Source organism: Streptomyces sp. CBMA123 (genome assembly GCF_014596465.1).
Taxonomy (GTDB): Bacteria; Actinomycetota; Actinomycetes; order Streptomycetales; family Streptomycetaceae; genus Kitasatospora.
Genome location: NZ_MECK01000246.1, coordinates 29,353 through 52,892 on the forward strand (window position 1 = coordinate 29,353; position 23,540 = coordinate 52,892).

Consider the following 23,540-nt stretch of genomic DNA (forward strand, 5'->3'; position numbering starts at 1 on the left):
GGTGACCGCTGTCTGGTGTGGGCCGGAAGCCCGGTGGGAGGGTGAGGGCGCCCGCTCGACGGCAGGCAGCAAGCGATCGGAGCCGACCGTGAATCCAGCGCGAAGCCGTAGCCGCGAGGGAAGAAGCCGTCATCGCGGCGGAACGGGCCACGCGCTCGTGCTCGGTGCCGGTATCAGCGGCCTGTGCGCCGCCCGGGCGCTCTCCGGGTTCTTCGAACACGTCACCGTCGTCGAGCGGGACACCCTCCCGGAGACCTCCGGCGTCCGACGCGGAGTTCCGCAGGGGGCGCACGTGCACTCGCTGACGCCCGGTGGCGCGCAGGTCCTGGAGGAGTTCTTCCCGGGGTTCACCGATGAGCTGGCGGCCGGGGGCGGCACGCTGGCCGGGGCGTTGGACGAGCTCGACATCGTGTTCTTCGGTTCGCGCCTGCGGCAGGTACCGCTCGGTCGGGTGCTCCAGGTGAGCCGGCCCTTCCTGGAGGACCGGCTGCGCGAGCGGGTCCGCGCGCTGCCCGGCGTCCGCCTGCGGTCGGGGCTGGAGGCCACCGCGCCGATCGCCACCGGCCCCGGCGGGGTGAGCGGGGTCCGGCTGGCCCGCCCGGGGCAGCCCGACTCCTTCGAGGCCGTCGACGCGGACCTCGTCGTGGACGCGATGGGCCGCGCGGGCCGGGGCGCCACCTGGCTCAAGTCCCTGGGCTACCAGGAGCCTTCCGCGGCCCGTCTGCGCGTCGACGTCGCCTACGCCAGCCGCCGCTACCGGGTGGCCCCGGGCGCGCTGGGGCCGGCCAAGGGCGTGCTGATCGGAGCGACCCAGGCCCGCCCCCGCGGCGCGGTCCTCACCCAGCAGGAGAACGACGCGTGGGTGCTCTCCCTCTACGGATTCGGCAGGGACGACCACCCGCCGGGTTCGCCGGAGCGGTTCCTCGACTTCGCCGAGGACCTGCTCGCCGCCGACACCTGGAACGCGCTCCGGAGCGCCGAACCGCTCACCGGGATCTCGTCCTTCGGCTACCCGGCCTCCCTCCGCCGGCACTTCCACCGGCTGCGCCGGATTCCGGACGGACTGATCTCCACCGGGGACGCGGTGTGCAGCCTCAACCCGATCTACGGGGCCGGGATGACGGTCGCCGCCCTGGAGGCGAAGGCGCTCCAGAGGTGTCTCGACGACGGCCTGGACGGCCTTCCCCGGCGCTTCTACCGGGAAGCCGCACGGGCCGTGCGGCTGCCGTGGCTGTTCTCCACCATGGCCGACCGGTCCATGCCGCAAGTCCCGGGCACCCACCCCGCCCTCGCCCGCCTGCTGGCGCACGCCTTCCAGGCCACCATGCGCGCCGCGGCCGACGACGCCCGGGTCGCCACCGCCGTCTGGAACGCCGTCAGCCTGACCGGTTCCCCGGCGGAACTGGCCCGGCCGGGGGTCATCGCCTCCGTCCTCCGGCACTGGTCACCCGGCGCCGCCCCTCGTACGGCCGCCACCACTGACGGCGTCAGCCGCGGAAAGGACTGATCCTCATGCCGGACTTCGACGAGAGCGAGCGGAAGGCGTTCGTCGAACGCTGGGTGACCATGTGGGAATCGCCCACGGCCCCCGCCGACGCCATGGAGTACTACACGGAGGACTCCGTGATCGAGGACAAGGCCTTCGACCACACCTACCGGGGCCACCAGGAGCTGCACGCGTACTTCAGCCGGGCCGGCGAGCTCTTCTCCGACATCCGTTCCGTCAGCCTGGGCGTGCTGGTCGGCCCGTCCCACGCGGTGGCCCACGTCCGGTACAGCGCCACCGTCAGGGAGCCGTTCCTCTGCCTCCCGGAGTCCAGCCGTGGACAGCGGTTCTCGCTCTACCTGATGAGCCTGCTCGAATTCGCCGAGGACGGGCGGATCGCCCGGACGGTGGACGCGTACGACCGCACCTCCGTCCTGCAGCAACTCGGCGTCCTCCCCGCCACCCCCCGCACACCCGCCCCGTCCGGCACCCCCTTCTCCGCCACGACACCGTCCGGCTGACGGCTCCCGACGGCCGCCGGCGGGCCCGGGCCGTTACCACGTCACGGCGAATCCCGCGACATCACCGGTCGGTCGGCACCCGAGCCCCGGTCGTTCTCCTACGATCGGGGCCACAACGGACGCCAGAGACGGGGTTGGTTCGCCATGACCGATCAGAGCAGCGGGATCGACGAGTCGAAGCCGAGCATCGCCCGGGTCTACGACTACCTCCTCGGCGGCACGGACAACTTTCCCGTCGACCGGGAGATCGGGGACTACTTCCTCCGGGACCTGCCCGGCTCGGTGGCGATGGCCTACGCCAACCGCCAGGCCCTGGTGCGCGCCGTGGGCGCGATGGCCGACGACGGCGTCCGCCAGTTCATCGACATGGGCAGCGGACTGCCGACCGCCGACAACGTGCACCAGGTCGCCCAGCGGCACCACCCCGCCGCGCGCGTCGCCTACGTCGACGACGATCCGACCGTACTCGACCACGGCCGGGCCCTGCTGGCCGCCGACGACCGCACCATCCTGGTCCAGGCCGACCTGCGCGAACCGGAGTCGGTCCGCGACCACCCGGACGTCCAGCGCCTGATCGACTTCGACCAGCCGGTGGGCGTCGTCTTCAGCGCCGTCCTGCACCACCTCAACGACTCCGAGCGGCCCGCCGACCTGGTGCGCTGGTGGGCGGCGGAGGTGCCCTCGGGCAGCCTGGTCTACGTCTCCCACTTCCGCTCCGGCGCCAACGAGGAGACCCGGCTCGTGGAGCAGAAGCTCCAGGACAGCTTCGGCCGCGGCCGCTGGCGCACCGATGAGGAGATCCTCGCCCTGTTCGGCGACCTCGACCTGCTCCCACCGGGCCTGGTCCCCTGCCGGTTGTGGCGCCCGGACCCCACGGCCGCCGAAGTGCCCACGGACGAGGGCGACCTGACGGTGTGGGAGCGGCTGATCTCCTGCGGACTGGCCGGCAAGCCCTGACGGCCCGACGCGCGAACCCCTCTCGCCACGGGCCCCCTTCACGACGGACCCCCTTCGCCACGGGCCGACGGCCGACGCTCGCGAAGGGGGGTGGGCACCCGGCGCCGGTGGCACGCGGCGCCGGGTGGGTCTACGGGGTCACTGGCAGGCCTTGCGGCCGTGGTTGGCCTTCTTCTTCCGCCGGGCCTTCTTCTTGCGGGCGCGCTTGGACATCGTGCTGTTCCTCGTGGTCGTCGGGTGGGTGGGGTTCAGGCGGCCCGGCCGACCAGCTGGTCGGCGAGCTTGGCCAGGCGCTTCTGCGAGCGCTCCTCCTGGGCGGCCTGCGCGGTGGGCGCGGTCACACCGCCGTCGTAGTAGGCACCGTTGGCGACCTCGACGTCCGGCAGGCAGAGCCGGACCACGGCGGCCGCGCCCTCCGCCGCCGGCGCGCCGACCCGCCCGTAGAGCGGGAGCAGCGCGGTGTCGCACAGGCCCGGGTTGAGGCTGACGGCGGTGATGCCGGAGCCGGCCGGGGCCATCTCGGCGGTCGCCATGGTGAGCGCGAGCTGCGACTGCGCGTAGGCAGCGACCCGCGAGTACTTCTTGACCCGGTGCGGGTCCGACCAGTTCATCGACGCGGTGCGGTGCAGGGAGGAGGACACGTTGACGATCCGGGCGTCGCCGGCCGCCGCGAGCGGGGCCCGCAGCAGCTTGGACAGCAGGTGCGCGGCAAGGAAGTTGACCTGCAGCGAGATCTCGTTGCCGTCCTCGGTCAGGGTGCAGCGCTCGGGCGCCATCACGGCGGCGTTGTTCACCAGCAGGTCCAGCGCCGGGTAGTGCTTGACGACCGTGCCGGCCAGCACCGCGACCTCCGACAGCCTGGTGAAGTCGGCGGCCAGCTCGACCAGTTGGTCCCGTCGGGCGCCCGCGGCGACCAGGCGCTCCACGGCGCCCGCCGCCTCGTCGGTGGTCCTGGCGTGCACCAGGACGGTCGCGCCGAGCCCGGAGAGCAGCCGGGCGGTCTCCCAGCCGATGCCGGAGGAGGCGCCGGTGACGAGGGCGGTGCGGGCAGGCAGAACAGCGTCGGACATGACCCATCCAAGGGTGGAAGGCAACGGCGGGGTGCGGGAAGGGGCGGCACGAAGCCGCCCGCCCCGGGGCCGCCGGTGCGAGAGGGAGTGTGGTGCGGGGTGACGCTCGCCCGCCCCGGCCCCCGGAGCCGAACGGGGCGGGGGACGGGCGGCGTCGAACGACACGGGCACGGCGAACGGAGCCCGCCCGTGCGCGCGGCCGGTGGCCAGCGGGAAGGAGCTGGGGCCTACCGGACGGCGGTGGCGACCGCGACAGCGACGACGAACCGCGGCCGGCTATGCGGCGGGCGGTCGTGGTGGCGTGTCGAGCGGTGCATGCCCTCCATCAAAGCCCCCTGGAATGCCCGGGGCAAGCGCCCGCGCCCGCCCTGACGAACCCTTGACGCCGGCGCCAACCTCGGCTCCGCTCGGGCTGCCGACGGTCGCCGGGGTTCCGTCGGCCATTGCTCTGCCGCGGCTTTCGTCACCGCACCGGCACCGACGGCCGGGGTGGACGCCGGACGGCCCGCGCCCCGGGCTCGAAACGAGACACCGGGGCGCGGGCCGTCAGCGGGTGACCGGCAGGTGGTCGGCGCACGGTCGGCGGATGGTCGGCAGGTGGTCGGCGGGTGGTCGGCGGTGGGCCGTCAACGGCTCTGCAGGGACTTGACGTTGTCCCCGAAGGTCCAGCCCTTGGAGCCGTCCCAGTTGAGCGACCAGGTCATCAACCCCTTCAGTGCGCCGCCGAAGGCGCTCCAGGCCTGGCCGACCGAGCCCGGGTCCAGGTACCCACCGCCCGCGCCGGGCTGGGCCGGCAGGCCGGGCACCTGCTTGTCGTAGGGGACCTTGACGGTGGTGCCCTGGATGGTCAGACCGTTGTTCAGGCAGGCGGTCTGGACGGTGAAGCCCTGCACGGTGCCGGCCTGGTAGGAGTCGCCGGAGCAGCCGTACATGCTGCCGTTGTAGTACTGCATGTTCAGCCACCACAGCTGGCCGTTGTCGGCGTACTTCTTGATGATCGGCAGGTAGGCGCCCCAGATGGAGCCGTAGGTGACACTGCCGCCGGTGACGTACGCGGTCTCGGGGGCCATGGTCAGGCCGAAGCCCGCGGGCATCTGGGCCAGCACGCCGTCGATGATGCGCATCAGGTTCGCCTGGGAGGCGGACGGCGTCCTGATGTCGCCGCCGCCGGAGAGGCCGGTCTCGATGTCGATGTCGATCCCGTCGAAGTTGTACTTCTTGAGGATCGGGACGACGGTCGCCACGAAGCGGTCGGCGACGGTGCTGGAGCTGAGGTCGATGCCGGCCGCGGCGCCGCCGATCGACATCAGGATCGTCGCGCCGGCGGCCTTGGCCTGGCACATCTCGGCGGGGGTGGAGACCTTGACGTTGGTGTCCATGCCGTCCTGCCACAGGACGGTGCCGTCGGAGAGGATCACCGGGAAGGCGGCGTTGATGACGTTGTAGCCGTGGGCGGCGATCCGGCTGTCCGTGATGGGCACCCAGCCCAGGCCGGGGTGCACGCCGTTCGAGGCGCCGTCCCAGTTCTCCCAGTAGCCCTGGAGGACCTTGCCGGACGGCCGGGGCTTGGTCGGGCAGGTGTCACCGGGCGGGGGTGTGGTGGGCGGCGTCGTGGGAGGGGTGGTGGGAGGGGTGGTGGGCGGCGTCGTGGGAGGCGTGGTCGGCGGGGTGGTGGGCGGCGTGGGGCTGCCGCCGCCGGGGCCGGTGAGCGAGACGTCGTCCGCGTCGTACGCGGGCTGCCCGTACCAGCCGTGCAGGTAGACCGTCACCGAGGTGGTGTTCGGCCCGGTGGTGAAGCCGACGCTGAGCTGACCGTAGGAGGCGTTGCCGGCCGTCCAGGTGGACGGGTCGCTGCCGCCGCCGGTGCCGGTGGCGCCCAGGTAGACGTAGCTGCCCTGGACGTAGGCGCTCAGCGTGTACGGGGAGTTGGGCTGCACGCTGACGGTCTGGCTGCACTGGGCGGTGTCCTGGCCGGTCGGGGTGGCCTGGAGGGCGGCGGCGCCGGAGTGCACCGGGCTGCCGACGACGGCGCCGGTGCCGCCGGAGCAGGTCCAGCCGGCGAGCCCGCTCTCGAAGCCGGGGTTGGCGACCAGATTGGGGGTGGCGGCCCCGGCCGTGACGGTGCCGGTCACCGCGAGGCCGGCACCGATGACGGCGGCGGCGCCGACCACGGCGAGGGAGCGGATCAGGACGGTCGGGCGGTGCTGGGCGCTGCCGCTCGGGCGTACCCGCGACGCGCGCTCCAGGCCGGCCCGGGGCGGCTCGTTCCCGGCCTGGTCGCCGTGGTGGCGGCCGGGTTCCGGGGCGGGGCGGAAACCACCCGACGGGCGTGGGGCTCGCGACCTCCGACGGAACATGCTGTGCTCCCTTCCCGCCGGGCGCCATGGACATGACCGACGCGTGGGGGCGAGACGCCCGGCCGTGGGTGAGGTGGGGACATGTGGGGCTGTGCCGGACGGGATCGTAGGAGGGCGGGCCGAGTCGGTCAATAGGTCTGGACCATTTAGGTCTGGACCACTCACGGAGGGCGCCCCGACCCGGCCGGGATCCAGCGGACGGTTCGCCCTACCCACCACCCCGTCCCGCCTCCCCCTCAATGCCGCCGACCCTCTGCCGACTCTCCGCCTACGCTCGGCCGGGTCCGGCCGGGTCCGAAGTCAACTCCCGGCGCGGGCCCAGCCGTCGGGCCCCGGCCAGGCGCGGGCGCCGGCGGCTCGCCGCACCCGCCGGCGCCTGCGGGTGCGGGTGCGGCGAGCCGCCGACACCCGGACCGGGCTCAGGCTTCGATCTTCTCCAGGTCGTCCAGCAGGCTCGGGTGGGTCGGCTGCCAGCCGAGCGCGGCGCGGGCGCGGGCACCGGACGCGGGCTGGTCGGCCGCGAAGATCGGGCCGAGGGAACCGAAGTTCTCCTGTGGCACCGACTCGACGGGCAGGCCCAAGCGTCGGCCGATCACCGCGGCGATGTCGCGCACCGGGTCGCCCTCGTCGGCGACGGCATGCCAGGCGCTTCCGGCCGGTGCCTTCTCCAGGGCGAGCCGGAACAGCACGGCGGCGTCCCGCGCGTGGACGGCCGGCCAGCGCTGCGCGCCGTCTCCGGGGTAGCCCGCGACGCCGGTGCGGCGGGCGATGTCGGCGAGCAGTCCGGCGAACCCGCCCTGGCCCTCGTTGTGGACGGTGCGCGGCAGCCGTACCGCCGAGCTGCGCACGCCCCGGGAGGCGAGGTCGAGTGCGCGGGTCACGGAGCGGCTGCGTCCGGCGACGGGCCCGTCGGTCGGCAGCGGGTCGTCCTCGATGGCGACGCGACCCGCCACGCAGGGGGTGCCGGACGCGGTGACGAGCGGCTTGTCGGTGCCCACGAGGGCGTCGCCCAGGGCGGCGAGCGCGGCGCCTTCCTCCGCGATGCCGTGGGCCAGCGCCTCGGGTGAGCTGAAGTCGTTGCTGAAGGCGAGGTGGATGACGCCGTCCGCCTGCTGCGCGCCGGCGCGCAGCACCGCGAGGTCGGCGAGCCCGCCGCGGAGCACGGCGGCGCCGGCGGCCTCGGCGCGCGCCGCGGAGGCGTCGGAACGGGTGAGGGCGGTGACCGAGTGGCCGGCGGAGAGCAGTTCGGCGACGACGGCCGAGCCGATCAGACCCGTACCGCCGGTGATGAAGACGCGCATGACGACCTCCAAGGAGTGATGCGACTGCTGTCCCATCACTGTAGCCGGTGATGCGACACATGTCGCATCGCTTAGGATGGTCGTATGCCGAGATGGAAGCCTGATGCCCGACAGCGCCTGGTCGTGGCCGCGCTCGGCCTGTTCGCCGAGCAGGGCTACGACGAGACGACGGTCGCCCAGATCGCCGAGCGTGCCGAACTCACCCGGAGCACGTTCTTCCGCCACTTCTCGGACAAGCGCGAGATCCTCACCGCGGGCCAGAACGCCCTGAGCCGGCTGCTGGCCGAGGGCATCGACGCCGCTCCCCCGGACGCGACACCGATGACGGCCGTCGCGGCCGGCCTGGAGCGCGCCTCGGGCGAGATGACGGCGTTCAACCGCTCGCTCGGCCCGCTGCTGCGCGCGGCGGTCGAGGCGAACGAGGAGTTGCGCAGCCGCGAGGCGCTGAAGTGCGTCGGCATGGCCGCGGTCATGGTCGACGCACTGAAGCGACGGGGCGTCACGGAAGCCGCGGCCCAGGTGGCGGCCGAACTCGGCATGCTCGCGTTCAGGCTCGGATACACCCGGTGGACCGACCCGGCCCGCGACGAGGACCCCGGAGAGCTGGCCGACCATACGCGGGCCGCGTTCGACGAACTCCGCGCGGCCGTCACGGAGCTGCGGTAGCAGCGGGCTCCCGCCCTGGCCCCGCCGGGGCCACCGCTCGACCCCACCGCCGCCGCCCAGCGGCTGCACGCCGGCTGGGCTCGCGCCCGGTGCGCCGCGGGCGGGACCGACCACCGAGGGGGTGGTGCCGGGTGAGCCGGCACCACCCCCTCGGCCTCGACGGCGTCCCGGTCAGCCGCGGCCGGCCGGGACGGGCATCGCGCGCCAGGTGTCCGCGAGGATCTCCATGGTCACCAGCCGCATGGTGGTGTCGGCCTCGGGGAAGTAGCGCTCGATCTCGCCGGTGGGGGTGAAGCCGAAGCGGGTGACGGCCCGGACCGCCTCGGCGTTCTCCATGGACGTCATGCTCCACACCCGGGCGAGGCCGAGCTCGGCGAAGGCCAGCTTGAGCATCAGCCAGCCGACGTCGGCGGCGGTACGGTCGTGCGATTCATGTTCGAACCCTAACGAACCATCGTGCACTGAGGATGCGTCGGGGTTCCGCCCGGCCCCCTCAGAGCGGCACCGCTCCCGCCACGGCCGTCGCCGCGAGCACGACGGTCAGCAGCACGTGGAACAGCAGGCCCCGCTCCTCCGAACGCCGCTCCGCCGCCCGGTCGAGGGTGAACTCGGCCGGATCGTCGGGCGTGTGATGGACCGTCAGTTCACGGCCGTACGCGCCGGCCGGGTCGACGAGGTGCTCGGTGCAGTGGGCCGTGACGGCCGTGCCCGCGCGGGTGGTGAACGAAAGGACCGGGGTGATGGTGGTCGAGGTGTGGCCGTCGTCCTGGTCGACGCTGACGTCCTTCAGGACCGCGACCACCCGCCCCTCCACCGAGTCCATCGCGGCCAGCCTGCCCAGCCGGGCGTTCTTGTCACGGACCGCCCCCGGCAGGTGGACGACCCCGAGGAGGGCCCACGGGCCACCGAAGCCGATCAGCGTCCACGGCCACCCCCAGTGGAGCGCGGCGAGGACCACCAGCCCGGCATACACCAGGAAGAGCGCGAAGGCCGGCCGGCCCAGTCCACGGCTCGGCTCCTCGGGGAGGTTGGCGAACCGGTAGGCGTGCGGCCTGCCCCGCGGGTGGCTGACCCCGATCTCCCGCCCCACCCACGCCGCGGTGATCATCTCGCCGCGCTCACCGTCGTTGGTCACGGTGACGTCCTGCCCGGAGGCCGGGTCACGGTAGACGACCACCACCGCTATCCCGCCCTGCCGGGAGCCGCCGTGCCGGGGCTCCCCCACCCGGACGATCCGGCCCGTGAGCCGGACCGTCCGCTGCGCCCTGGTCACCCCGGCCAGCGACCTGCCGAACCCGGCCAGCGCCACCACACCCCACACCGCGCACCACAGCGCCAGGAACCCGTCCCACCCCATTGCCGTCCTCCTCCCGTTCCGGTCAGCCGCCGCTGCGCCGCAGCACGTCGCCCCGCCCGTCGGCCTCCAGGGTTGCGCTGCCCCCGTCGCCGGTCACCACGACCCTCAGGGTGAGCGGGCCGACGACGCCGTCGGCGGTGAGCTGCCAGCTCCGCGGGGAGCCGCCGCCCAGGCCGGCCCCGGCCTGTTCGACCAGGGCGGGGACGCGATCGTAGGGCAGGGAACGCGGGTCGAACCCGGGGCCCGGCACCCCGGCGGGGCGGAACACGACCGTCAGCTGGTGGTCCTGCACGAGGACGGTCAGTGCCTGGCGCTGATCCGCGTCCTGGGTCAACGACTCGACGGCCCGGCGCAGTTCGCCCTGGTCGAGCATCGAGCGGCCCGGACCGAGGGTGACGGTGCCGGTCGCCGAGGTCACGCTGGTCACCGACGAGAACGAGGTGGTGGAGGAGGTGACGGACGCCCCGGGGGCGCCGCCGCCCTCGCGGGAGCCACCGTCCCGGGAGTCGAACAGGTCGGCGCGGAACGGCACCAGCACGGCGGTCGCGCCGAGCAGCAGGCCGAGCAGGGTGAGCAGACCGCCGGCGCAGCCCTTCGGGCTCTCGCTCTTCATCGCGGGGCCGGGCGCCGAGTCCAGGCACGCCCCGGCCGCCCGCTCCTCCCACTCCGGCGTCGGCCGCCGCACGATCCGCCCCTTCCACGGCCGGTCCGGCGGGTACTCCACCACCACGACCCCGCGCGGCCGGAAGTCCGACAGCTCGACCAGGTTGACGTCCTGCCGGATCTCGACGCGGAACGCGGGCTCGCCGTCCGGGGCGACGGTCAGCTCGAACCGCACCGGCACATCGCTGCCCTCGCTCCCGACCGCCTCCAGGCCCTCGATCAGCCCGAGCGCCGTCCGCGGCACCACGGCCGCCTCGCGGGCCCGGCGCGGCCGGGTGGCGAGGAGGAGGACCAGCCCGTAGGCCGTCGGCAGGGCGAGCCCCAGGACGATCAGCGGCGCCCGCCCGACGGCGCACCCGCCGATGAAGGCGGCCGGCGACGCACCGATCACACCGCCGGTCAGAAAGCCCAGGGCGAGGTCGGCAGACGTCCGGTGCGTGGGCGGCGCGCCCGCGGCTGTGGTCATGGGGCCGATTGTGCACGTCCTGGCTGACAACCGACAGGCCTGTGACACAGGAGCCGGGGCGGAGCCCCTGCCGGGTGGCGAGGACGAGACGCCGTTACCGGAACCTGACGGTACCGATGGGCGAGCGAAACGCTCTCCATACATCGGCCTGACATTCCGTTCGTACAGTGCCGGAGATCCCGACGGGTCGGACGGACCGCGGCCGCCCGACCGAACGAACCGCACCCGACCGAGATGGGCGACCATGTCTGCCACACCCCGTGCACTCCCCCGCCTCCGCTCCTCCGCCGGAGCCCTTCTGCTGAGCGCCACGGCGGCGGTGGCGGTGCTGCCCACCGCGGCGGTCGCCGCCGAACCGGAGTCCGTCACCTCGCACTCCGGCGCCACGACCGCGCAGGAGCGCGAGCAGATCGACGCCTACTGGACGGCCGCCCGGATGAAGCGGGCGGGCGCCCTGGTCCCGGAGGTCACGCCGCTGCCCGCGGACGACGACACCCCCGAGGACCCGCACCCGCTCGCGCCGAACACGCCGGACCCGGGGGCCGTCTGGACCCACGGCGGCGCGGTGGAGCGGAGCGTCGGCCGGCTCTTCTTCACCTTCTCCGACGGGTACGACGGCAGTTGCACCGCGACCGTCGTCAACAGCGCCAACCGCAGCACCCTCGTCACCGCGGCGCACTGCCTGCGGGCCGTCGGGGCGCCCACCGCCGACGGCACCTGGAACCACAACCTCTACTTCGTTCCCGGCTACCGCAACGGGACGAAGCCGCTCGGCGGCTTCAGCGTCAAGACCATGGCCACCTCCTCCCGTTGGGACACCGCCCCCAGCGGCACCACCTCGGCGGACGTCGCCCTCGCCGGCTACGACACGGCCGTCCTGGTCGCGAACCCCTCGGCCGACGGGCGCCGGATCGCGGACGTCACCGGGAGCCAGCGGATCTCGTTCGGCAGGCCGACCGGGGACGAGTTCGACCACACCTTCGGGTATCCGAAGGACCGGCTCAACAACCCCGCTGCCAAGTACGCCGGTTCACGCATGATCCACTGCGCCGGACCGGCCCGGCCCGCCCCCAAGTCCCCCCAACTGTGGGGCGAGACCTGCGACATGTCCCACGGCGCGAGCGGCGGCCCCCACTTCGCGCAGTTCGACACCCGCACCGGCACCGGCACCGTCGTCGGCGTCACCACCACCACCGACGACCTCGCGGGCGGGCAGCCCGGCACGCTCTACGCCACCCGCTTCGGCGACAGCGCCCACCGCCTCTACGACTGGGCCCGGACCCGCCCGTCCTGACCGTCCCGGGGACGGTGCCCGCCGCCCCCGCGTGGGACGGCAGGCACCGGGCCTGGCTACGGCGAGGGCCGGCAGGGAGCCGGCCGGCGGCCTGCGCCGTCCCGGCGGGCCGAGCGGCCGGGGGCCGACTGAACGCCGTCGGGGGCGGGTAGGCCCCGGGCGTCCACCAGGGAGGGAGCGGATGTCGCTGCCGCTGACGGGTACCAGTGTGCTCGCGCTGGAACAGGCGGTGGCCGCGCCACTGGCCTCCAGGCACCTGGCCGACCTGGGCGCCCGGGTGGGGAAGATCGAGCGGCCGGACGGCGGCGACTTCGCACGCGGCTACGACCACAGCGTCAACGGGCTGGCCAGCCACTTCGTCTGGCTCAACCGCGGCAAGGAGTCCGTCGTCCTCGACCTCAAGACGCCCGGGGGCCGCGCCGTGCTGACCGACCTGGTGGCCGGCGCCGACGTCTTCCTGCAGAACCTGGCCCCCGGCGCGGCCGCCCGCCTCGGCTTCGGCGCCGCCGGACTGCGCGCCCGGCACCCCCGGTTGGTCACCGTCGATCTCTCCGGCTACGGCTCCGGGGATGAGGATGCACCCTCACACCTCTGCCTTGACCTGGAGAAATAGGCGAAGGTGTCCTGGTACACGACATTTGGAGCGCCCGACGGCCCCCGTTCTGTGACAGCGGGGGCCGTCACGGAACGGGGACGGGCCCGCCGCTGGGGTTGAAAGCGGCGGGGTGCGAGATGGTCAGAGGCGGTCGATCATGCGGACGTCGCTACGGCCGGGACCAGCGGGAGGTTCGTGACGGTGCGCAAAGCCTGGTCGCGGGCGCGGAACCCGAAGCTGATGAGGGTGACGCTCTCCCCGGTGCTGAGGGGCGTACGGCCGTGCGGGGTGAGGGCACCGTCGAAGACGACGCAGTCACCCGGGGCGAGCGCGCATTCGAGGTAGCCGTCACCGCTGATGAAGGCGGTGGTGCTTACGCGGGCGGCTCCGGCGGAGCGCTCGTGCCGGAGGCAGAGGATCATGTTGGCCTCGCCGAAGCCCAGATCATCCACGTGGAAGTCGAGGAACTGCCCTTCCGTGTAGGCGATGTAGACGGCGGCGTGGGGCTGCTCGACTTCCAGGCCTGTGGACCGCGCTACGACCGCAGCGAGATCGACCAGCCCGGCGAAGCGGGTCGCGGTGTCGCCGACGGCCGCGTTCCACTTGCCGTTGTGGAGGTACCCGTTGGCCGCGATGACCTTCTCAGCTTCCTCCGCCATGGCGTCGATCAGCTCGGCGGGGAGCGACTGATCACGCTGGTGGCGCAGGTGGCGCGGGTGCACTCGTTGGCACGCGGCGAGCGCCCGTGCAGCGTCCCGCAGGGCTGGGAAGTCCTCCGCCCACCGAGCCGGCACCCCGGCCGAGCTGCGGGCCTGGAGCCACGAGGTCCACCTGCTGCTCCATTCGCTCGTCACCTCCCGGGGTGCCGCCGTTGCCCCGGCCTGGCTGATCAGAAGCTCGACCTGGAAGATTGCAGCCTGCGTGGACTCGACCAGCCCGGCGTCCCTCTTGGCGATCCGCAGCCGCATCGCCTCCTGCAGGTAACCCAGGGCGCCCACAAGGTCGCCGCACTCCATGAGGTGTTTGCCGGTGTGCTGGAGGGCGAAGTCCACGAGTTCCGGGTGTTGGTGGCGCGCGGTGTTCAGCGCGCTTCGGTAGAGCGCGTCCGCAGTCTGCGTGTCGCCGGAGTAGCGGTGTGCGTCGGCGAGATTGAGGCCGGTGGCGACGACCGCCCGCGAGTTGCCGAGGCCCGCGGCCAGGTCGAGCGACTGCCGCAGGAATGCGCGGGCCTCGTCGTGGTTGCCCAGGGACAGCTGGCCGATGCCAATCCATCTGGTCAGGAGCCGGGCACGAGCGGGGTCGTTTCCGTGGGGCAGGGCCCGCAGTTCCTCGTGGAGCCGGGCGACTGCGGCGATCAGCTCGTCCCGGTCGGTGGGGACCATCCGCAGGCTGTCGTCGTGGGTGATGAGGTGATCCAGCACGTGACCTCCGTCGTTCGGGTGTGCTCAGCGTGGCACTACAGGTGGTCGGTCTGGCCGCGCAGGTCGGCCAGCAGCTCCCGCCCGTGCGCGGTGAAGTGCTCGGTGAGGAGTTCGAGTTCGCGCATGAGGTAGCGCACGGCCGGCAGGCCCTCGTCGTAGGCGCTCTGGAAGCTCGCGCGCTCGGCGGGCGTGAGGTCGTCGCGGCGCAGTTCGGTCTGGCGGAACCGGAGCAGCTGGTTGTACACGGCGGTAGCGTGGAAGGCCCGGTCGATCTCCCAGAACCGGTTGCGGTCCTCGCCCTGTCCGGCTCGCCAGTTGATCTCGATCTTGGGGGAGGTCCGGGAGGAGTAGCCGTCGGCGAAGACCTGGTCCTGGAGGACGTGGAAGCTGATCGACTGGTGGGTGCCCTCGTGCAGCAGGTTCTCCGCCAGGTACAGGTGGGAGGGCTGTTCGCTGACGGTGTTCGGCGGGATGTGGCGCGACGCCTTGTCGGAGAACACGATGACGTACGGGAGCGCGGGGTCGCTGGAGCTGGTCAGCGAGGAGACTCGGACACCGGGCTTGAGCCCCACCCACAGGAGCCCACGGACGAACTCGCGCACGCGGGCGAACCCCTCAGGGTGGACCAGCGACAGGCGGTCAAGAGCCTGTGTGAGCGCCGTGCGGCGCTCGTCGGTGTGAGAGACGATCTCGTAGTCCGTCAGGTTGATCTCGTCGGCGATCTCCCCGGGCAGCTCGGCCTCGTACCAGTCGAACGTCATCCCTGCCACGGTGACGGTCTCGCTGCGCAGGGAGCGGGCGTGCTCCGCGTACGGGACGCCGGTCTTCACCAGGCGCTCCATCAGGGCGAACGGGAGAGCCGGTTCGGCGCCCTGCTCCCGCAGCCGGGTCAGGTCCGGGTCCTTGCGGTCGAGGTCGAAAAAGGAGCCGACGGGAACACGGGTGGCGATGGCGGTCTTCAAAGCGAACTCTCCTTGAGTGTGGTGTGCGCGCACGGGGGGGCGGGTCGGCTGGGAGGTGGCCCGAGCCGACCCGCCCGTGCCGTCAACTAACCGGCGTCAGTTGGGTGCGGTCAGACCTCGGTGCCCACCGGGGCGAAGTCGCCGTCCGGGACCTTGTGGTCCAGGCGGCGGGTGAGGTTGGCGACGGCCGGGACGAAGTCCCCGTCCGGGACCGAGTGGTCCAGCCGGCGGGTCAGGTTGGTGACCTCCGGGTCACCGGCCTTGATGGTCGTGGTGCTCATGTGCTCTCCAATCGGGTTGGCGTCTGCGCGCCCGGGGTGGGCGAGCAGTCTTGCGGGGTGGTGCGACCCGGCCCGGCGGAAGACCCTTTCCGAGGGGCCGAGGGCTCGTGGGCGCCCGAAGGCGCGGGGCCGACTAGAAGCGGCCGGAGACGATGAGTGCGGTTGCCAGCGCTATCAGCGCGAACAGCGAGAATGTGTAGGCGACGGTGACCGGTACCGGGGGCGGGACTCCGCGTGCGGCTTGATCGGCCGCGTCGCGGTACTCGTCCTGATCGTCCATGGCGTTCCTCTGCCGACCGCTGGCCGAGCGCGGCCCGCAGCGCGGCGCGACGATAGAGCCTGCAGGCGCGGGAAATGCAGTCGTCACCGATCGGGTGGCAGGTGCCCTGGTAGATGCCGCAGCCCCAGGTGTCGTCGGCGGACGGCTGAGAGTCGTACGCCGTCTCGATATAGCAGGCCGGGCAGAGTGGGGGCGGCTCCATCCGCTGGCGGGTGGACCCCTGCACGAGGTCACGCGGCCGATCTGCGGGTCGTGCAGTCCCGGCAGGGGCAGGTGGAGCGCACGGCGTCGATCTGGAGCAGAGTGCCCACCGACGGGGCGCGGCCGGCAGGATTGGCTGCCCGGTAGTCGGCCAGCGGGCTCCGGCCGTCCGGGGCCTGGTTCAGCTCGTGCTTCGCGGGGCCGATCACGACCTCGCGGTACTCACGCTTGGGGTTGCGTCTCGCCATCGGTCTGTCCTCCTTCGCCGTGGCGGTGGGGTGCGTGATAGACCGTAGGAGTTTCAGTCCGACGCTCTCCAGACAGTTGCACGCAGTTGCACAGCAGTCACCCGAGAGAGTCAATCGCCTCTGTGATCAGGGCGCGAGCGGCGGCACCGCGTACGGCATCTGCGGACAGTTCCCCGAACCGGCTGACGTACATGGCCACTTCGGAGGGCTGCGTGATCTGGAGGTATCCGGAGACGAGTTCGACGTTGGCCTGTGACGAGTCGTAGAGCGAGAACGCTTCGACGTGCATCGAGTGGCGCAGATAGCCCCTCGGAACGATTCCCAGGCTCACGTTCGCCAGGGACGCGACAGCGATCAGGTGGGCAAGCTGGCCGGCGGCTACCTCCGTGCCGCCAAGACCGTGATGCAGGCATGCCTCCTCGATGATGAAGGCGAAGGTCTTCCCGTGGTCTCTCAGGATCTCCTGTCGCTCCATACGCACCTGCACGGCCTCTTCCACGTCGTCCACGGCAACCCGACGACGTTGGGTGGCTTGGAGCACCGAGCGGGTGTAGTCCCGGGTTTGGAGGAGCCCGTGCAGGATGCCAGGTGTGTACGCCCGGAACCGCGTGGTTCGCTCGTACAACGGCAGGACCATCTCTTGGGCGCGCTTGAGCCCGTTTTGCTCCATGCGTCGCCACTCGGTGAACATGGTCTCTACCGAGCGGAGGGAAGCCACCAGGTCCGCGGCCTGGTCGTGCGCTCCGCAGGCCCGGCACCAATCCCTGATGTCATGTTCGGACGGTGCGGTGATCGCGTTCTCGATGCGGGAGCACTTCGACTTGCTCCAACCGCAGGCGAGCGCGAGAGCAGGCCCGGTGAGTCCGGAGTCCTTACGGATCTCCTTAAGCCGCTCGGCTAGAGCCTTCCGGGCCTGCTGAACGCTCGACGAGCGAGAAGTACGCATCTCGTTCGGTTACTTGAGCACATAGCCCTCGTGCGGAGTCGCCCTATGCCAAACGGTCTCGAAGGCGTTCTTCACGAGCTGAACGACGGCAGGTTCGGTGGTCCACTCACGGTCCACCACATCCCCGTCCCCCGAGAAGAAGGTGAACATGATCTTGGAGTCATCAAACATCCACAGGTCAGTTCCGGGCAGGGCAATGTCTGCCGCCAGCCGACGCGGAAGCCAGCGAACCTGCTCGCCGATGGCCACATTCAGGAACGTCACGTGGTGCTCGTAGCGGATGTACTCCGTGACCGGCTCGGAGACGATCCGAGCGCGACGCATGACCACGCCACGGCGAATCGCCTCTCCGGCGAAGTTGGTCCACCCCTGGAACCACTCCGGCCGGTCGTCCGGGTTGTAGCGAAGACCCTCCCGATAGCGCTGGAACTGAGGGTCGTTCGGCGTGTAGTTGTCGCGCATCTCCAGGTGCACGGCAGAGAACTTGGCCTCTGCCATGGCCGTGGCGATCGGGTTGGCCACGCTACTCCTTACTCGTCCTCTTGAGTGGCCAGCCTTGCGGCGAGGTCCACGATGAACTTGATCATCTCTTCCGGGAGGCGGATCACGGTCTCGTGGCCAGGCACGTCAGTCGAGTGACCGGGGACCGAACCAACCTCCTTGCAGCGACTCAAGTCCTCATCGCCGGCCTTGTAGGACTGGATGAGCAGGTCACCGTTCTCCGGGTCGCGCCAAATCGTCGGCGAGTCGACCTCTGGCGTGTTGGAGATGATCCCGATGAACTCTAGAGGCTGCACGTTGCTCCCTGGGACTCTGGTTCCGCGTGGTTGCACAACCGATGGGCTCATCCTGGCCCGTATACGACCGGCCTGTCAGGCACTTCCTCTTCTGACGGACCGCCAGCTCGGCGACGGCGAGTCTAGTGCCGCATCAGGCGACGTTCGCCCTGTCGTGATATCCCGTCCGGTTGTCGTGCCGGACGGGATTGGGCCCCGTCCCCGCCCTCGGCGCCCACACCGACGCCGCCCTGCGCACCCTCGGCTACCCCGACGAACGCATCGCCGCCCTCCGCGCGAGCGGGGCGCTGGGGGCGTAGGACGCGCGAGCGCCGCCGGGGGCGCGGGTTTCGGCATCTCCCGTTCGGCGGTTGGCGTGCGCCCGTACCCTGGAGGCTGCTTCCGGGGGCGCGGCCCAGCAGCTGACGAGCACAGTGCCATGACGATCCGTCAATCAGTGCACACGGCAGGCTATGTGGACATGATGGGGGGCTCGCGTGGGATCGGCCGGGCGGAGCGGAACGGGAACCGGGGCCGGGACGGCCCGGGTCGAGGCCGGCCGGGGCCGTCCGGAACCGGCGCTGGTGGTGCTGCGGGGGTGGCTCGGACTGGCCTCGGCTCTCGCGGCGCTGGTGGTGGTCGTGCTCGGGGTGCGGTACGCCGGGGACGGCGGGCCCAGCGGGGTGGACGCGCCGATCCAGGACGCGCTGTACGGGGTGGAGCCGCCGTGGCGGTACGCCGCCCGGGCGCTGGACTCGCTGGGGGAGCCGGTGGGCGCCGGGTCCCTGGTGATGGCCACCGTGGCGTGCTGCCTGCTGTTCCGGCGGCCGCGTGAGGCGGTGTTCGCCGCCGTCGGCGTCGGCCTGCCGGTGGTGGTGGCGACGCTGCTCAAGCACGTGGTGGGGCGCACCATCCACGGCGCCGAGAACCTCTCCTACCCGAGCGGGCACACCGCCTTCCTGACCGCCCTCGCCCTCGTGGTGGCGCTGCTCGTGAGCGGCCCCCGCGCCGTGCCGGTGCTGGTTGTGGCGGTGGTGGCCGGGGCCGCGATGGGCTGGGCGCAGGTCGCCCTGGGCGCCCACTACCCGACCGACACCCTGGCCGGCGGGTGCACCGCGCTGGCGCTGGTGCCGGTGACCGGGTGGCTGGTCGACCGCGCGGCCGACCAGCTGGCGGGCCGGTCGGCCGACGACGTTCGGCGGGCGGAGAACTGACGAGACGTCAGGCCAGCCGCCGGAACACCGGCTTCACCGGTCGGCCGCCCAGCCAGGGGGTGGGGTCACCCGCGTCCAGGGCCTTCCGGTACACGGCGCAGGCCCGGCCCACCACGTCGACGGTGTGCTCGATGTCGTCCTCGTCGAGCGCGCTGCTCACCACGAAGGACGGGGCCAGCACCCCGCCGGCGAGCAGCTGGCGCAGGAACAGGGTGCGGTACTGCTGGGACGGCTGGAGCATCGCGTCCAGGGTGGCGAAGACCAGGTTGCTGGCCCGGCCCCGGACCACCACGTGGTCACCGACGCCCATGCCGGCGGCGGCCTCGCGGACGCCGGCGGCCAGGCGCTCGCCGAGGGCGTGCAGCCGGGCGGTGACGCCCTCCTCCACGTAGGTGGTCTGGACGGCCATCGCGGCGGCCAGCGCGTGGGTCTCCGCACCGTGGGTGGTGGAGAGCAGGAACACCCGGTCGCCGGAGTGGCGCAGCCCGCCCCGCTCCATCAGGTCGCGGCGCCCGGCCAGCGCGGAGACGGCGAAGCCGTTGCCCAGGGCCTTGCCGAAGGTGGAGAGGTCGGGGACGACGCCGTACAGGCCCTGGGCGCCGGCCGGGGACCAGCGGAGGCCGGTGATCATCTCGTCGAAGACCAGCAGGCAGCCGTGCCGGTCGGCCAGTTCGCGCAGGCCGGCCAGGTAGCCGGGCGGCGGCTCGCGGTGGCCGGCGGGTTCGAGGATCAGACCGGCGATCTCGCCCCGGTGGCGGGTGAGCAGTTCCTCGGTGGCGGCGAGGTCCCCGTAGGGGAAGGCCACGGTGAGTTCGGTGGTGGCGGCCGGGATGCCGGCGGACATCGGGGTGGTGCCGATGAACCAGTCGTCGACGGAGAAGAACGGCTGGTCGCCGCAGACGGCGATCCGGGAGCGCCCGGTGACGGCGCGGGCGAGTCGCACCGCGGCGGTGGTGACGTCGGAGCCGTTCTTCGCGAACTTGACCATCTCGGCGGTCGGCACCGTCTCCAGGAAGCGTTCCGCGGCCTCGACCTCCACGATGGACGGCCGGACGAAGTTGCCGCCGCGGTCGATCTCCCGCCGCACCGCTTCGAGCACGCGCGGGTGGGCGTGGCCGAGGCTGACCGACCGCAGGCCGGAGCCGTACTCGACGTAGCGGTTGCCGTCGACGTCCCAGACGTGGGCGCCGCGGCCGTGGCTGATCACCGGGGCCAGGTGCTCGGGGTACTGGTCGTCGCCCTTGGCGTAGGTGTGGGCGCCGCCGGGGACCAGGGCGTGCAGCCGCTCGTTCGCCGCCCGCGACCGGGGCAGGGAGAACTCGTCGGTGGCGCCGGGGTTCACGCCTTCGGGGTTCACGTCTTCGGGGTTCACGTCGGCCTCAGCTCTCACGGTGGCGCAGGGCCTCGGCGAGGCTCGGTGCCTCCTGGTCCCGCTGGGACATCGAGGTGGCCGGCAGCGGCCATGGGACGGCGAGTTCCGGGTCGTCGAAGGCGATCGTCACGTCCTCGGCCGGGTCGTGCGGGCGGTCGATCCGGTAGGAGACGTCGGCGGTGTCGGTCAGCGCCTGGAAGCCGTGGGCGCAGCCCGCCGGGATGTACACGCTCGCCTGGGTCTCGCCGGACAGCTCGAAGTGGGCCTGGCCGCGGTGGGTCGGCGAGTCCGGCCGCAGGTCCACGACGACGTCGAAGACCCTCCCGTACGAGCACCGCACCAGCTTGGCCTCGCCGGCCCCGGAGCGCAGGTGCAGTCCGCGCAGCACGCCCCGGACGGAGCGGGAGACGCTGTGCTGGACGAAGGCGTTCGGGTCCAGGCCCACCGAGCGGATCACCTCGGCGTCGAAGGTGCGGCAGAAGAAGCCGCGTTCGTCGGCGTACGGCGTCGGCTCGAACAGGTACGCGCCGGCGATCGCCGGGACTTCGGTCACCTTCATGGCGCCTCCCTCAGGACACGGGCCGGGGCATCGGTGCGGGTGTGGCCGGCCGTCAGGACGGCCGCGGTCAGGGCGGCGAACTGCCGCTCCAGGAGCCGGGTGGCGGCCCGGTTCCGCTCGGCGAGGGTGCGCCGCAGCTCGGCCGAGCGCCGCTCCAGGGCCCGGAACTGCTGGATCAGCCGGTCGGCGTCGACCTCGCGGGCCGGGTGGCAGTACTCCCCCAGCCCCATCCGGTCCATCAGCGCGTCGCTCTTCGCCGCGTAGCTGAGGGCGAGCGTCGGGGTGCCGGCCTTCAGCGCGCAGACCAGGTTGTGGTAGCGGGTCGCCACCACGGTGTCGGCGGCGGCCGTCTCCCGCATCAGGTCGGCCAGCGAGGCCGGTTCGGCGGCGGTGACCAGCGGCGAGCCGACCGCTTCGCGGATCGCGGCGACCACCGGCAGGTCGACGTCGTCGCCTACGAGCAGCCGGACCGGCCGGCCGTCCGCGACCAGCGCGCGGACGAAGCGGATGGTGCCGTCCAGGTAGCGCCGGTGGATCTCCTCGGCCCTGGCCCGGTCGTCGTTGCCGCCGTGGAAGGCCATGACGCCGACGCAGACCGGACGCGGCGCACCGGAGTCCTCCGGTACCGGCGGCGTGGGCAGGGCGAAGGCGAGGTCGGGGTAGACCTCGTCCCGCGCGGTGTCCACGCCCATCCCCCGGATCGCCTCGCGGGACAGCGCGTCCCGGTACGAGCGGTACGCGGCCAGCCGCGCCGACCAGCGCACCAGGGCCCGGGTGGCCCGGTCGCGGATCGGGGCGGCGCCGACGCCGACCAGCGCCACCCGGGTGCCGAACAGCCGGCCGGAGGCGCAGAGCAGGAACAGCGCGTACGGGAAGCCCCACGGCCGCAGCGGCAGGGTGGCCTCCAGGACGCCCATGCCGGGCACGATCACCACGTCGTGCCGGCGCACCCAGGCGGCGGTGCGGACGGCGTCGACGAGTTTGCCCAGGCCCTTGCCCGCGATCGCGCCGGCCCGCGAGGCGGTGCGGTACTCCCCCCGGTACCAGTGCAGCCGGGTCGCGGGGATCCGGTACCGGGCGGTGACGGCCTCCGGTCCGCCGCACAGCGCGTCCACGTGCGCCTCGGGGTGCTCGGTGCGGAGGTAGCCGAGGACGGCCTCCAGCGAGCCGTCGTTGCCGAGGTTGCCGGAGCCGAGCAGCCCGAACACGCCGACCCGCAGTGGGACTCGGTCCACGGCTCGGCCCGGGACGTGACCCGCGGACCGGTCCGCGGCCCGGTCCGGGAACGTCATGCCCGCCGCCCCTCGCGTCCGGCCACCAGGGCGTCCACGGAGACGGTGAGCCGGCCCGGCTCGACCGGGGCACGGTCCTCGACCCGCTCGCCGGCGCCCGGCCGCAGCCGGCTGGTCATCCAGGCGGCCAGGTGGCGGTAGCAGGCGCGCCGGTCGTCGGGGGAGAGCGGGGCCCGCCGGATCGCCGACGCGAAGCCCCAGACGTACTCGGCGAGCAGCCGGGGCGTCGGGTGCAGCGGGCCGGCCCGGCGCGGGTCCAGGTTGACGCAGCGGGAGCGCTTGGAGGGGTTCGCCCGCTCGGCGCGGGTGGGGTGGTCGCGGCGGAAGTAGAGCAGCTCCGGCACCTGGTGGAAGGGCCCGTGCAGGGTGATCTCGGCGACGAAGGTGCGGTCCGCGTGGTGGTAGCTGTCGTGCGGCTTGACCCGGCGCAGCACGTCGGCGCGCATCACCCCGTAGAAGTCGTCGCCGCCGGGCTCGAAGAGCAGGCTGCGGAAGCGTTCCGGGGCGTGCGGCGAGTCGGTGGCGAGCCCGTACGCGTAGGGCACCTTCACCCGGCTGTGCTCGTCGATGACCGCCTGGCCGGAGTGGGCGAGGATGATCTCGGGCCGCTCGTCCAGCGCCTCCACGCAGCGCAGCAGCAAGTCCCGGGCGTACAGGTCGTCGTGCGAGGCCCACTTGAACAGCTCGCCCCGGCACTGGGTGAACACGTGGTTGTGGTTGGGCGCGGCGCCGATGTTCCGGGGCAGTCGCAGGTAGCGGATGCGGGAGTCCTTCGCTGCGTACTCGCGGCAGATGGACTGGGTCGCGTCGGTCGAGGCGTTGTCGGAGATGACCAGCTCGAAGTCCTCGTAGGTCTGGCCGAGCAGGGCGTCGAGCGACTCGGCGAGGTACTCCTCGCCGTTGTAGACCGGCAGACCGATGCTCAACCGGGGTGGGGCGGTCATGGCTTCCTCACTTCAGGGACTTCGGGGACTTCGGGGGCCCCAGGGACTTCGGGAACGGGGACGGGGTCGCGGTGGCGTTCGCGCAGGGCGGCGCGCAGTTGCAGCCACCAGACGGCCGAGCCGCAGGCGGTCGCCGCGGCGACGCCCCAGGCCGAGCCGACCGTGCCGGCCGCGGCCGCCCCGCCGAGTCCGCCCGCCTCGAACACCGGTGCCCAGGCGGCCACCCGCTCGGCCACCGCCGCCGAGACGTCGTGCTCCTCGACCGGTGCGGCGGCCGCCTCCAGCCGGGCCAGGGCGAGCAGGCCGTCGAG

The 23,540-nt window shown here is 72.8% G+C and carries 25 protein-coding genes and 2 pseudogenes; 8 read left to right on the forward strand and 19 right to left on the reverse strand.

Translation table 11 applies throughout. The features are described from left to right. Positions 1-157: 157 nt before the first annotated feature. The 3 genes from BG452_RS25285 (at position 158) to BG452_RS25295 (ending at position 2,964) form a co-directional block, all read left to right on the forward strand. On the forward strand, positions 158-1,507 hold the full coding sequence (locus BG452_RS25285) for a 2-polyprenyl-6-methoxyphenol hydroxylase-like oxidoreductase (protein WP_188306662.1): 1,350 nt from the start codon (positions 158-160) through the stop codon (positions 1,505-1,507). A gap of 5 nt (positions 1,508-1,512) precedes the next feature. Further along, the gene (locus BG452_RS25290) at positions 1,513-2,007 is read left to right on the forward strand and encodes a nuclear transport factor 2 family protein (protein WP_188306663.1); all 495 of its coding nucleotides are present in this window, start codon (positions 1,513-1,515) and stop codon (positions 2,005-2,007) included. A 144-nt stretch (positions 2,008-2,151) separates the two neighbouring features. Beyond that, positions 2,152-2,964, forward strand: a complete 813-nt coding sequence (locus BG452_RS25295) for an SAM-dependent methyltransferase (RefSeq protein ID WP_188306664.1) — start codon at positions 2,152-2,154, stop codon at positions 2,962-2,964. Between the two features lie 248 nt (positions 2,965-3,212). On the opposite strand, the gene BG452_RS25300 is transcribed toward BG452_RS25295, so the two are convergent. The 3 genes from BG452_RS25300 to BG452_RS25310 form a co-directional block, all read right to left on the reverse strand. Next, positions 3,213-4,034 (reverse strand): SDR family NAD(P)-dependent oxidoreductase, encoded by an 822-nt coding sequence (locus BG452_RS25300; RefSeq protein WP_188306665.1) that lies wholly within the window; start codon positions 4,032-4,034, stop codon positions 3,213-3,215. A gap of 626 nt (positions 4,035-4,660) precedes the next feature. Beyond that, positions 4,661-6,391 carry a carbohydrate binding domain-containing protein gene (locus BG452_RS25305; RefSeq protein WP_223242708.1) on the reverse strand — a complete coding sequence of 577 codons (1,731 nt, stop codon included), beginning with the start codon at positions 6,389-6,391 and terminating at the stop codon, positions 4,661-4,663. A gap of 419 nt (positions 6,392-6,810) precedes the next feature. Beyond that, positions 6,811-7,692: an SDR family oxidoreductase gene (locus tag BG452_RS25310; protein ID WP_188306666.1), complete on the reverse strand. Its 882-nt coding sequence runs from the start codon at positions 7,690-7,692 to the stop codon at positions 6,811-6,813. An 84-nt stretch (positions 7,693-7,776) separates the two neighbouring features. Here BG452_RS25310 and BG452_RS25315 point away from each other — a divergent pair, with 84 nt between their 5' ends. Next, positions 7,777-8,358, forward strand: a complete 582-nt coding sequence (locus BG452_RS25315; protein ID WP_188306667.1) for a TetR/AcrR family transcriptional regulator — start codon at positions 7,777-7,779, stop codon at positions 8,356-8,358. Between the two features lie 171 nt (positions 8,359-8,529). Here the strand turns inward: BG452_RS25315 and BG452_RS25320 are convergent, their stop codons facing one another. Genes BG452_RS25320 through BG452_RS25330 form a run of 3 tightly spaced genes read right to left on the reverse strand, consistent with a single transcriptional unit; the run spans position 8,530 to position 10,844 of the window. Next, positions 8,530-8,820 carry a GNAT family N-acetyltransferase gene (locus tag BG452_RS25320; protein ID WP_188306668.1) on the reverse strand — a complete coding sequence of 97 codons (291 nt, stop codon included), beginning with the start codon at positions 8,818-8,820 and terminating at the stop codon, positions 8,530-8,532. A gap of 31 nt (positions 8,821-8,851) precedes the next feature. Continuing rightward, positions 8,852-9,715: a DUF3592 domain-containing protein gene (locus BG452_RS25325; RefSeq protein ID WP_188306669.1), complete on the reverse strand. Its 864-nt coding sequence runs from the start codon at positions 9,713-9,715 to the stop codon at positions 8,852-8,854. Between the two features lie 22 nt (positions 9,716-9,737). After that, on the reverse strand, positions 9,738-10,844 hold the full coding sequence (locus BG452_RS25330) for a hypothetical protein (RefSeq protein WP_188306670.1): 1,107 nt from the start codon (positions 10,842-10,844) through the stop codon (positions 9,738-9,740). Positions 10,845-11,088: 244 nt separating this feature from the next. Here BG452_RS25330 and BG452_RS25335 point away from each other — a divergent pair, with 244 nt between their 5' ends. Both BG452_RS25335 and BG452_RS25340 read left to right on the forward strand, forming a co-directional pair. Beyond that, positions 11,089-12,138: a trypsin-like serine peptidase gene (locus BG452_RS25335; protein WP_188306671.1), complete on the forward strand. Its 1,050-nt coding sequence runs from the start codon at positions 11,089-11,091 to the stop codon at positions 12,136-12,138. 181 nt (positions 12,139-12,319) lie between these two features. Continuing rightward, a pseudogene (locus BG452_RS25340) lies at positions 12,320-12,703 on the forward strand (CoA transferase); the annotation flags it as partial. A 185-nt stretch (positions 12,704-12,888) separates the two neighbouring features. Here BG452_RS25340 and BG452_RS25345 read toward each other — a convergent pair. The 8 genes from BG452_RS25345 to BG452_RS25380 form a co-directional block, all read right to left on the reverse strand. After that, on the reverse strand, positions 12,889-14,154 hold the full coding sequence (locus BG452_RS25345; RefSeq protein WP_188306673.1) for a tetratricopeptide repeat protein: 1,266 nt from the start codon (positions 14,152-14,154) through the stop codon (positions 12,889-12,891). A gap of 35 nt (positions 14,155-14,189) precedes the next feature. Then, positions 14,190-15,116, reverse strand: coding sequence for a hypothetical protein (locus BG452_RS25350; RefSeq protein WP_188306674.1), 927 nt, complete (start codon positions 15,114-15,116; stop codon positions 14,190-14,192). 110 nt (positions 15,117-15,226) lie between these two features. Then, entirely contained in the window at positions 15,227-15,397 is a 171-nt protein-coding gene (locus tag BG452_RS25355) for a hypothetical protein (protein WP_188306675.1), read from the reverse strand. Positions 15,398-15,530: 133 nt separating this feature from the next. Continuing rightward, on the reverse strand, positions 15,531-15,677 hold the full coding sequence (locus BG452_RS25360; RefSeq protein WP_188306676.1) for a hypothetical protein: 147 nt from the start codon (positions 15,675-15,677) through the stop codon (positions 15,531-15,533). A gap of 230 nt (positions 15,678-15,907) precedes the next feature. Then, on the reverse strand, positions 15,908-16,126 hold the full coding sequence (locus BG452_RS25365; protein WP_188306677.1) for a hypothetical protein: 219 nt from the start codon (positions 16,124-16,126) through the stop codon (positions 15,908-15,910). A 97-nt stretch (positions 16,127-16,223) separates the two neighbouring features. Further along, positions 16,224-17,072: a helix-turn-helix domain-containing protein gene (locus BG452_RS25370; RefSeq protein WP_188306678.1), complete on the reverse strand. Its 849-nt coding sequence runs from the start codon at positions 17,070-17,072 to the stop codon at positions 16,224-16,226. 9 nt (positions 17,073-17,081) lie between these two features. Then, positions 17,082-17,594 carry a DUF6879 family protein gene (locus tag BG452_RS25375; RefSeq protein ID WP_317621222.1) on the reverse strand — a complete coding sequence of 171 codons (513 nt, stop codon included), beginning with the start codon at positions 17,592-17,594 and terminating at the stop codon, positions 17,082-17,084. 8 nt (positions 17,595-17,602) lie between these two features. Next, entirely contained in the window at positions 17,603-17,869 is a 267-nt protein-coding gene (locus BG452_RS25380; protein WP_317621223.1) for a hypothetical protein, read from the reverse strand. 170 nt (positions 17,870-18,039) lie between these two features. Between BG452_RS25380 and BG452_RS47240 the strand changes: the two genes are divergently transcribed. Together BG452_RS47240 and BG452_RS25385 are read left to right on the forward strand one after the other, a co-directional pair. Further along, positions 18,040-18,168 carry a hypothetical protein gene (locus tag BG452_RS47240; RefSeq protein WP_262986047.1) on the forward strand — a complete coding sequence of 43 codons (129 nt, stop codon included), beginning with the start codon at positions 18,040-18,042 and terminating at the stop codon, positions 18,166-18,168. A 177-nt stretch (positions 18,169-18,345) separates the two neighbouring features. Then, positions 18,346-19,062: a phosphatase PAP2 family protein gene (locus BG452_RS25385; protein WP_188306680.1), complete on the forward strand. Its 717-nt coding sequence runs from the start codon at positions 18,346-18,348 to the stop codon at positions 19,060-19,062. Positions 19,063-19,069: 7 nt separating this feature from the next. On the opposite strand, the gene BG452_RS25390 is transcribed toward BG452_RS25385, so the two are convergent. The 5 genes and pseudogenes from BG452_RS25390 to BG452_RS45965 all read right to left on the reverse strand — a co-directional run. Beyond that, positions 19,070-20,434, reverse strand: coding sequence for a glutamate-1-semialdehyde 2,1-aminomutase (locus tag BG452_RS25390; protein WP_317621224.1), 1,365 nt, complete (start codon positions 20,432-20,434; stop codon positions 19,070-19,072). A gap of 7 nt (positions 20,435-20,441) precedes the next feature. Continuing rightward, positions 20,442-20,993 carry a dTDP-4-dehydrorhamnose 3,5-epimerase gene (rfbC, locus tag BG452_RS25395; protein ID WP_188306681.1) on the reverse strand — a complete coding sequence of 184 codons (552 nt, stop codon included), beginning with the start codon at positions 20,991-20,993 and terminating at the stop codon, positions 20,442-20,444. Next, the gene (locus BG452_RS25400) at positions 20,990-22,228 is read right to left on the reverse strand and encodes a polysaccharide pyruvyl transferase family protein (RefSeq protein WP_317621225.1); all 1,239 of its coding nucleotides are present in this window, start codon (positions 22,226-22,228) and stop codon (positions 20,990-20,992) included. The genes rfbC and BG452_RS25400 overlap by 4 nt, the downstream gene beginning before the upstream one ends. A 53-nt stretch (positions 22,229-22,281) precedes the next feature. Beyond that, positions 22,282-23,229, reverse strand: coding sequence for a glycosyltransferase family 2 protein (locus BG452_RS25405; RefSeq protein ID WP_188306683.1), 948 nt, complete (start codon positions 23,227-23,229; stop codon positions 22,282-22,284). Continuing rightward, positions 23,226-23,540 (reverse strand): annotated as a pseudogene (locus BG452_RS45965) (hypothetical protein); the annotation flags it as partial. The gene BG452_RS25405 and the pseudogene BG452_RS45965, both read right to left, overlap by 4 nt.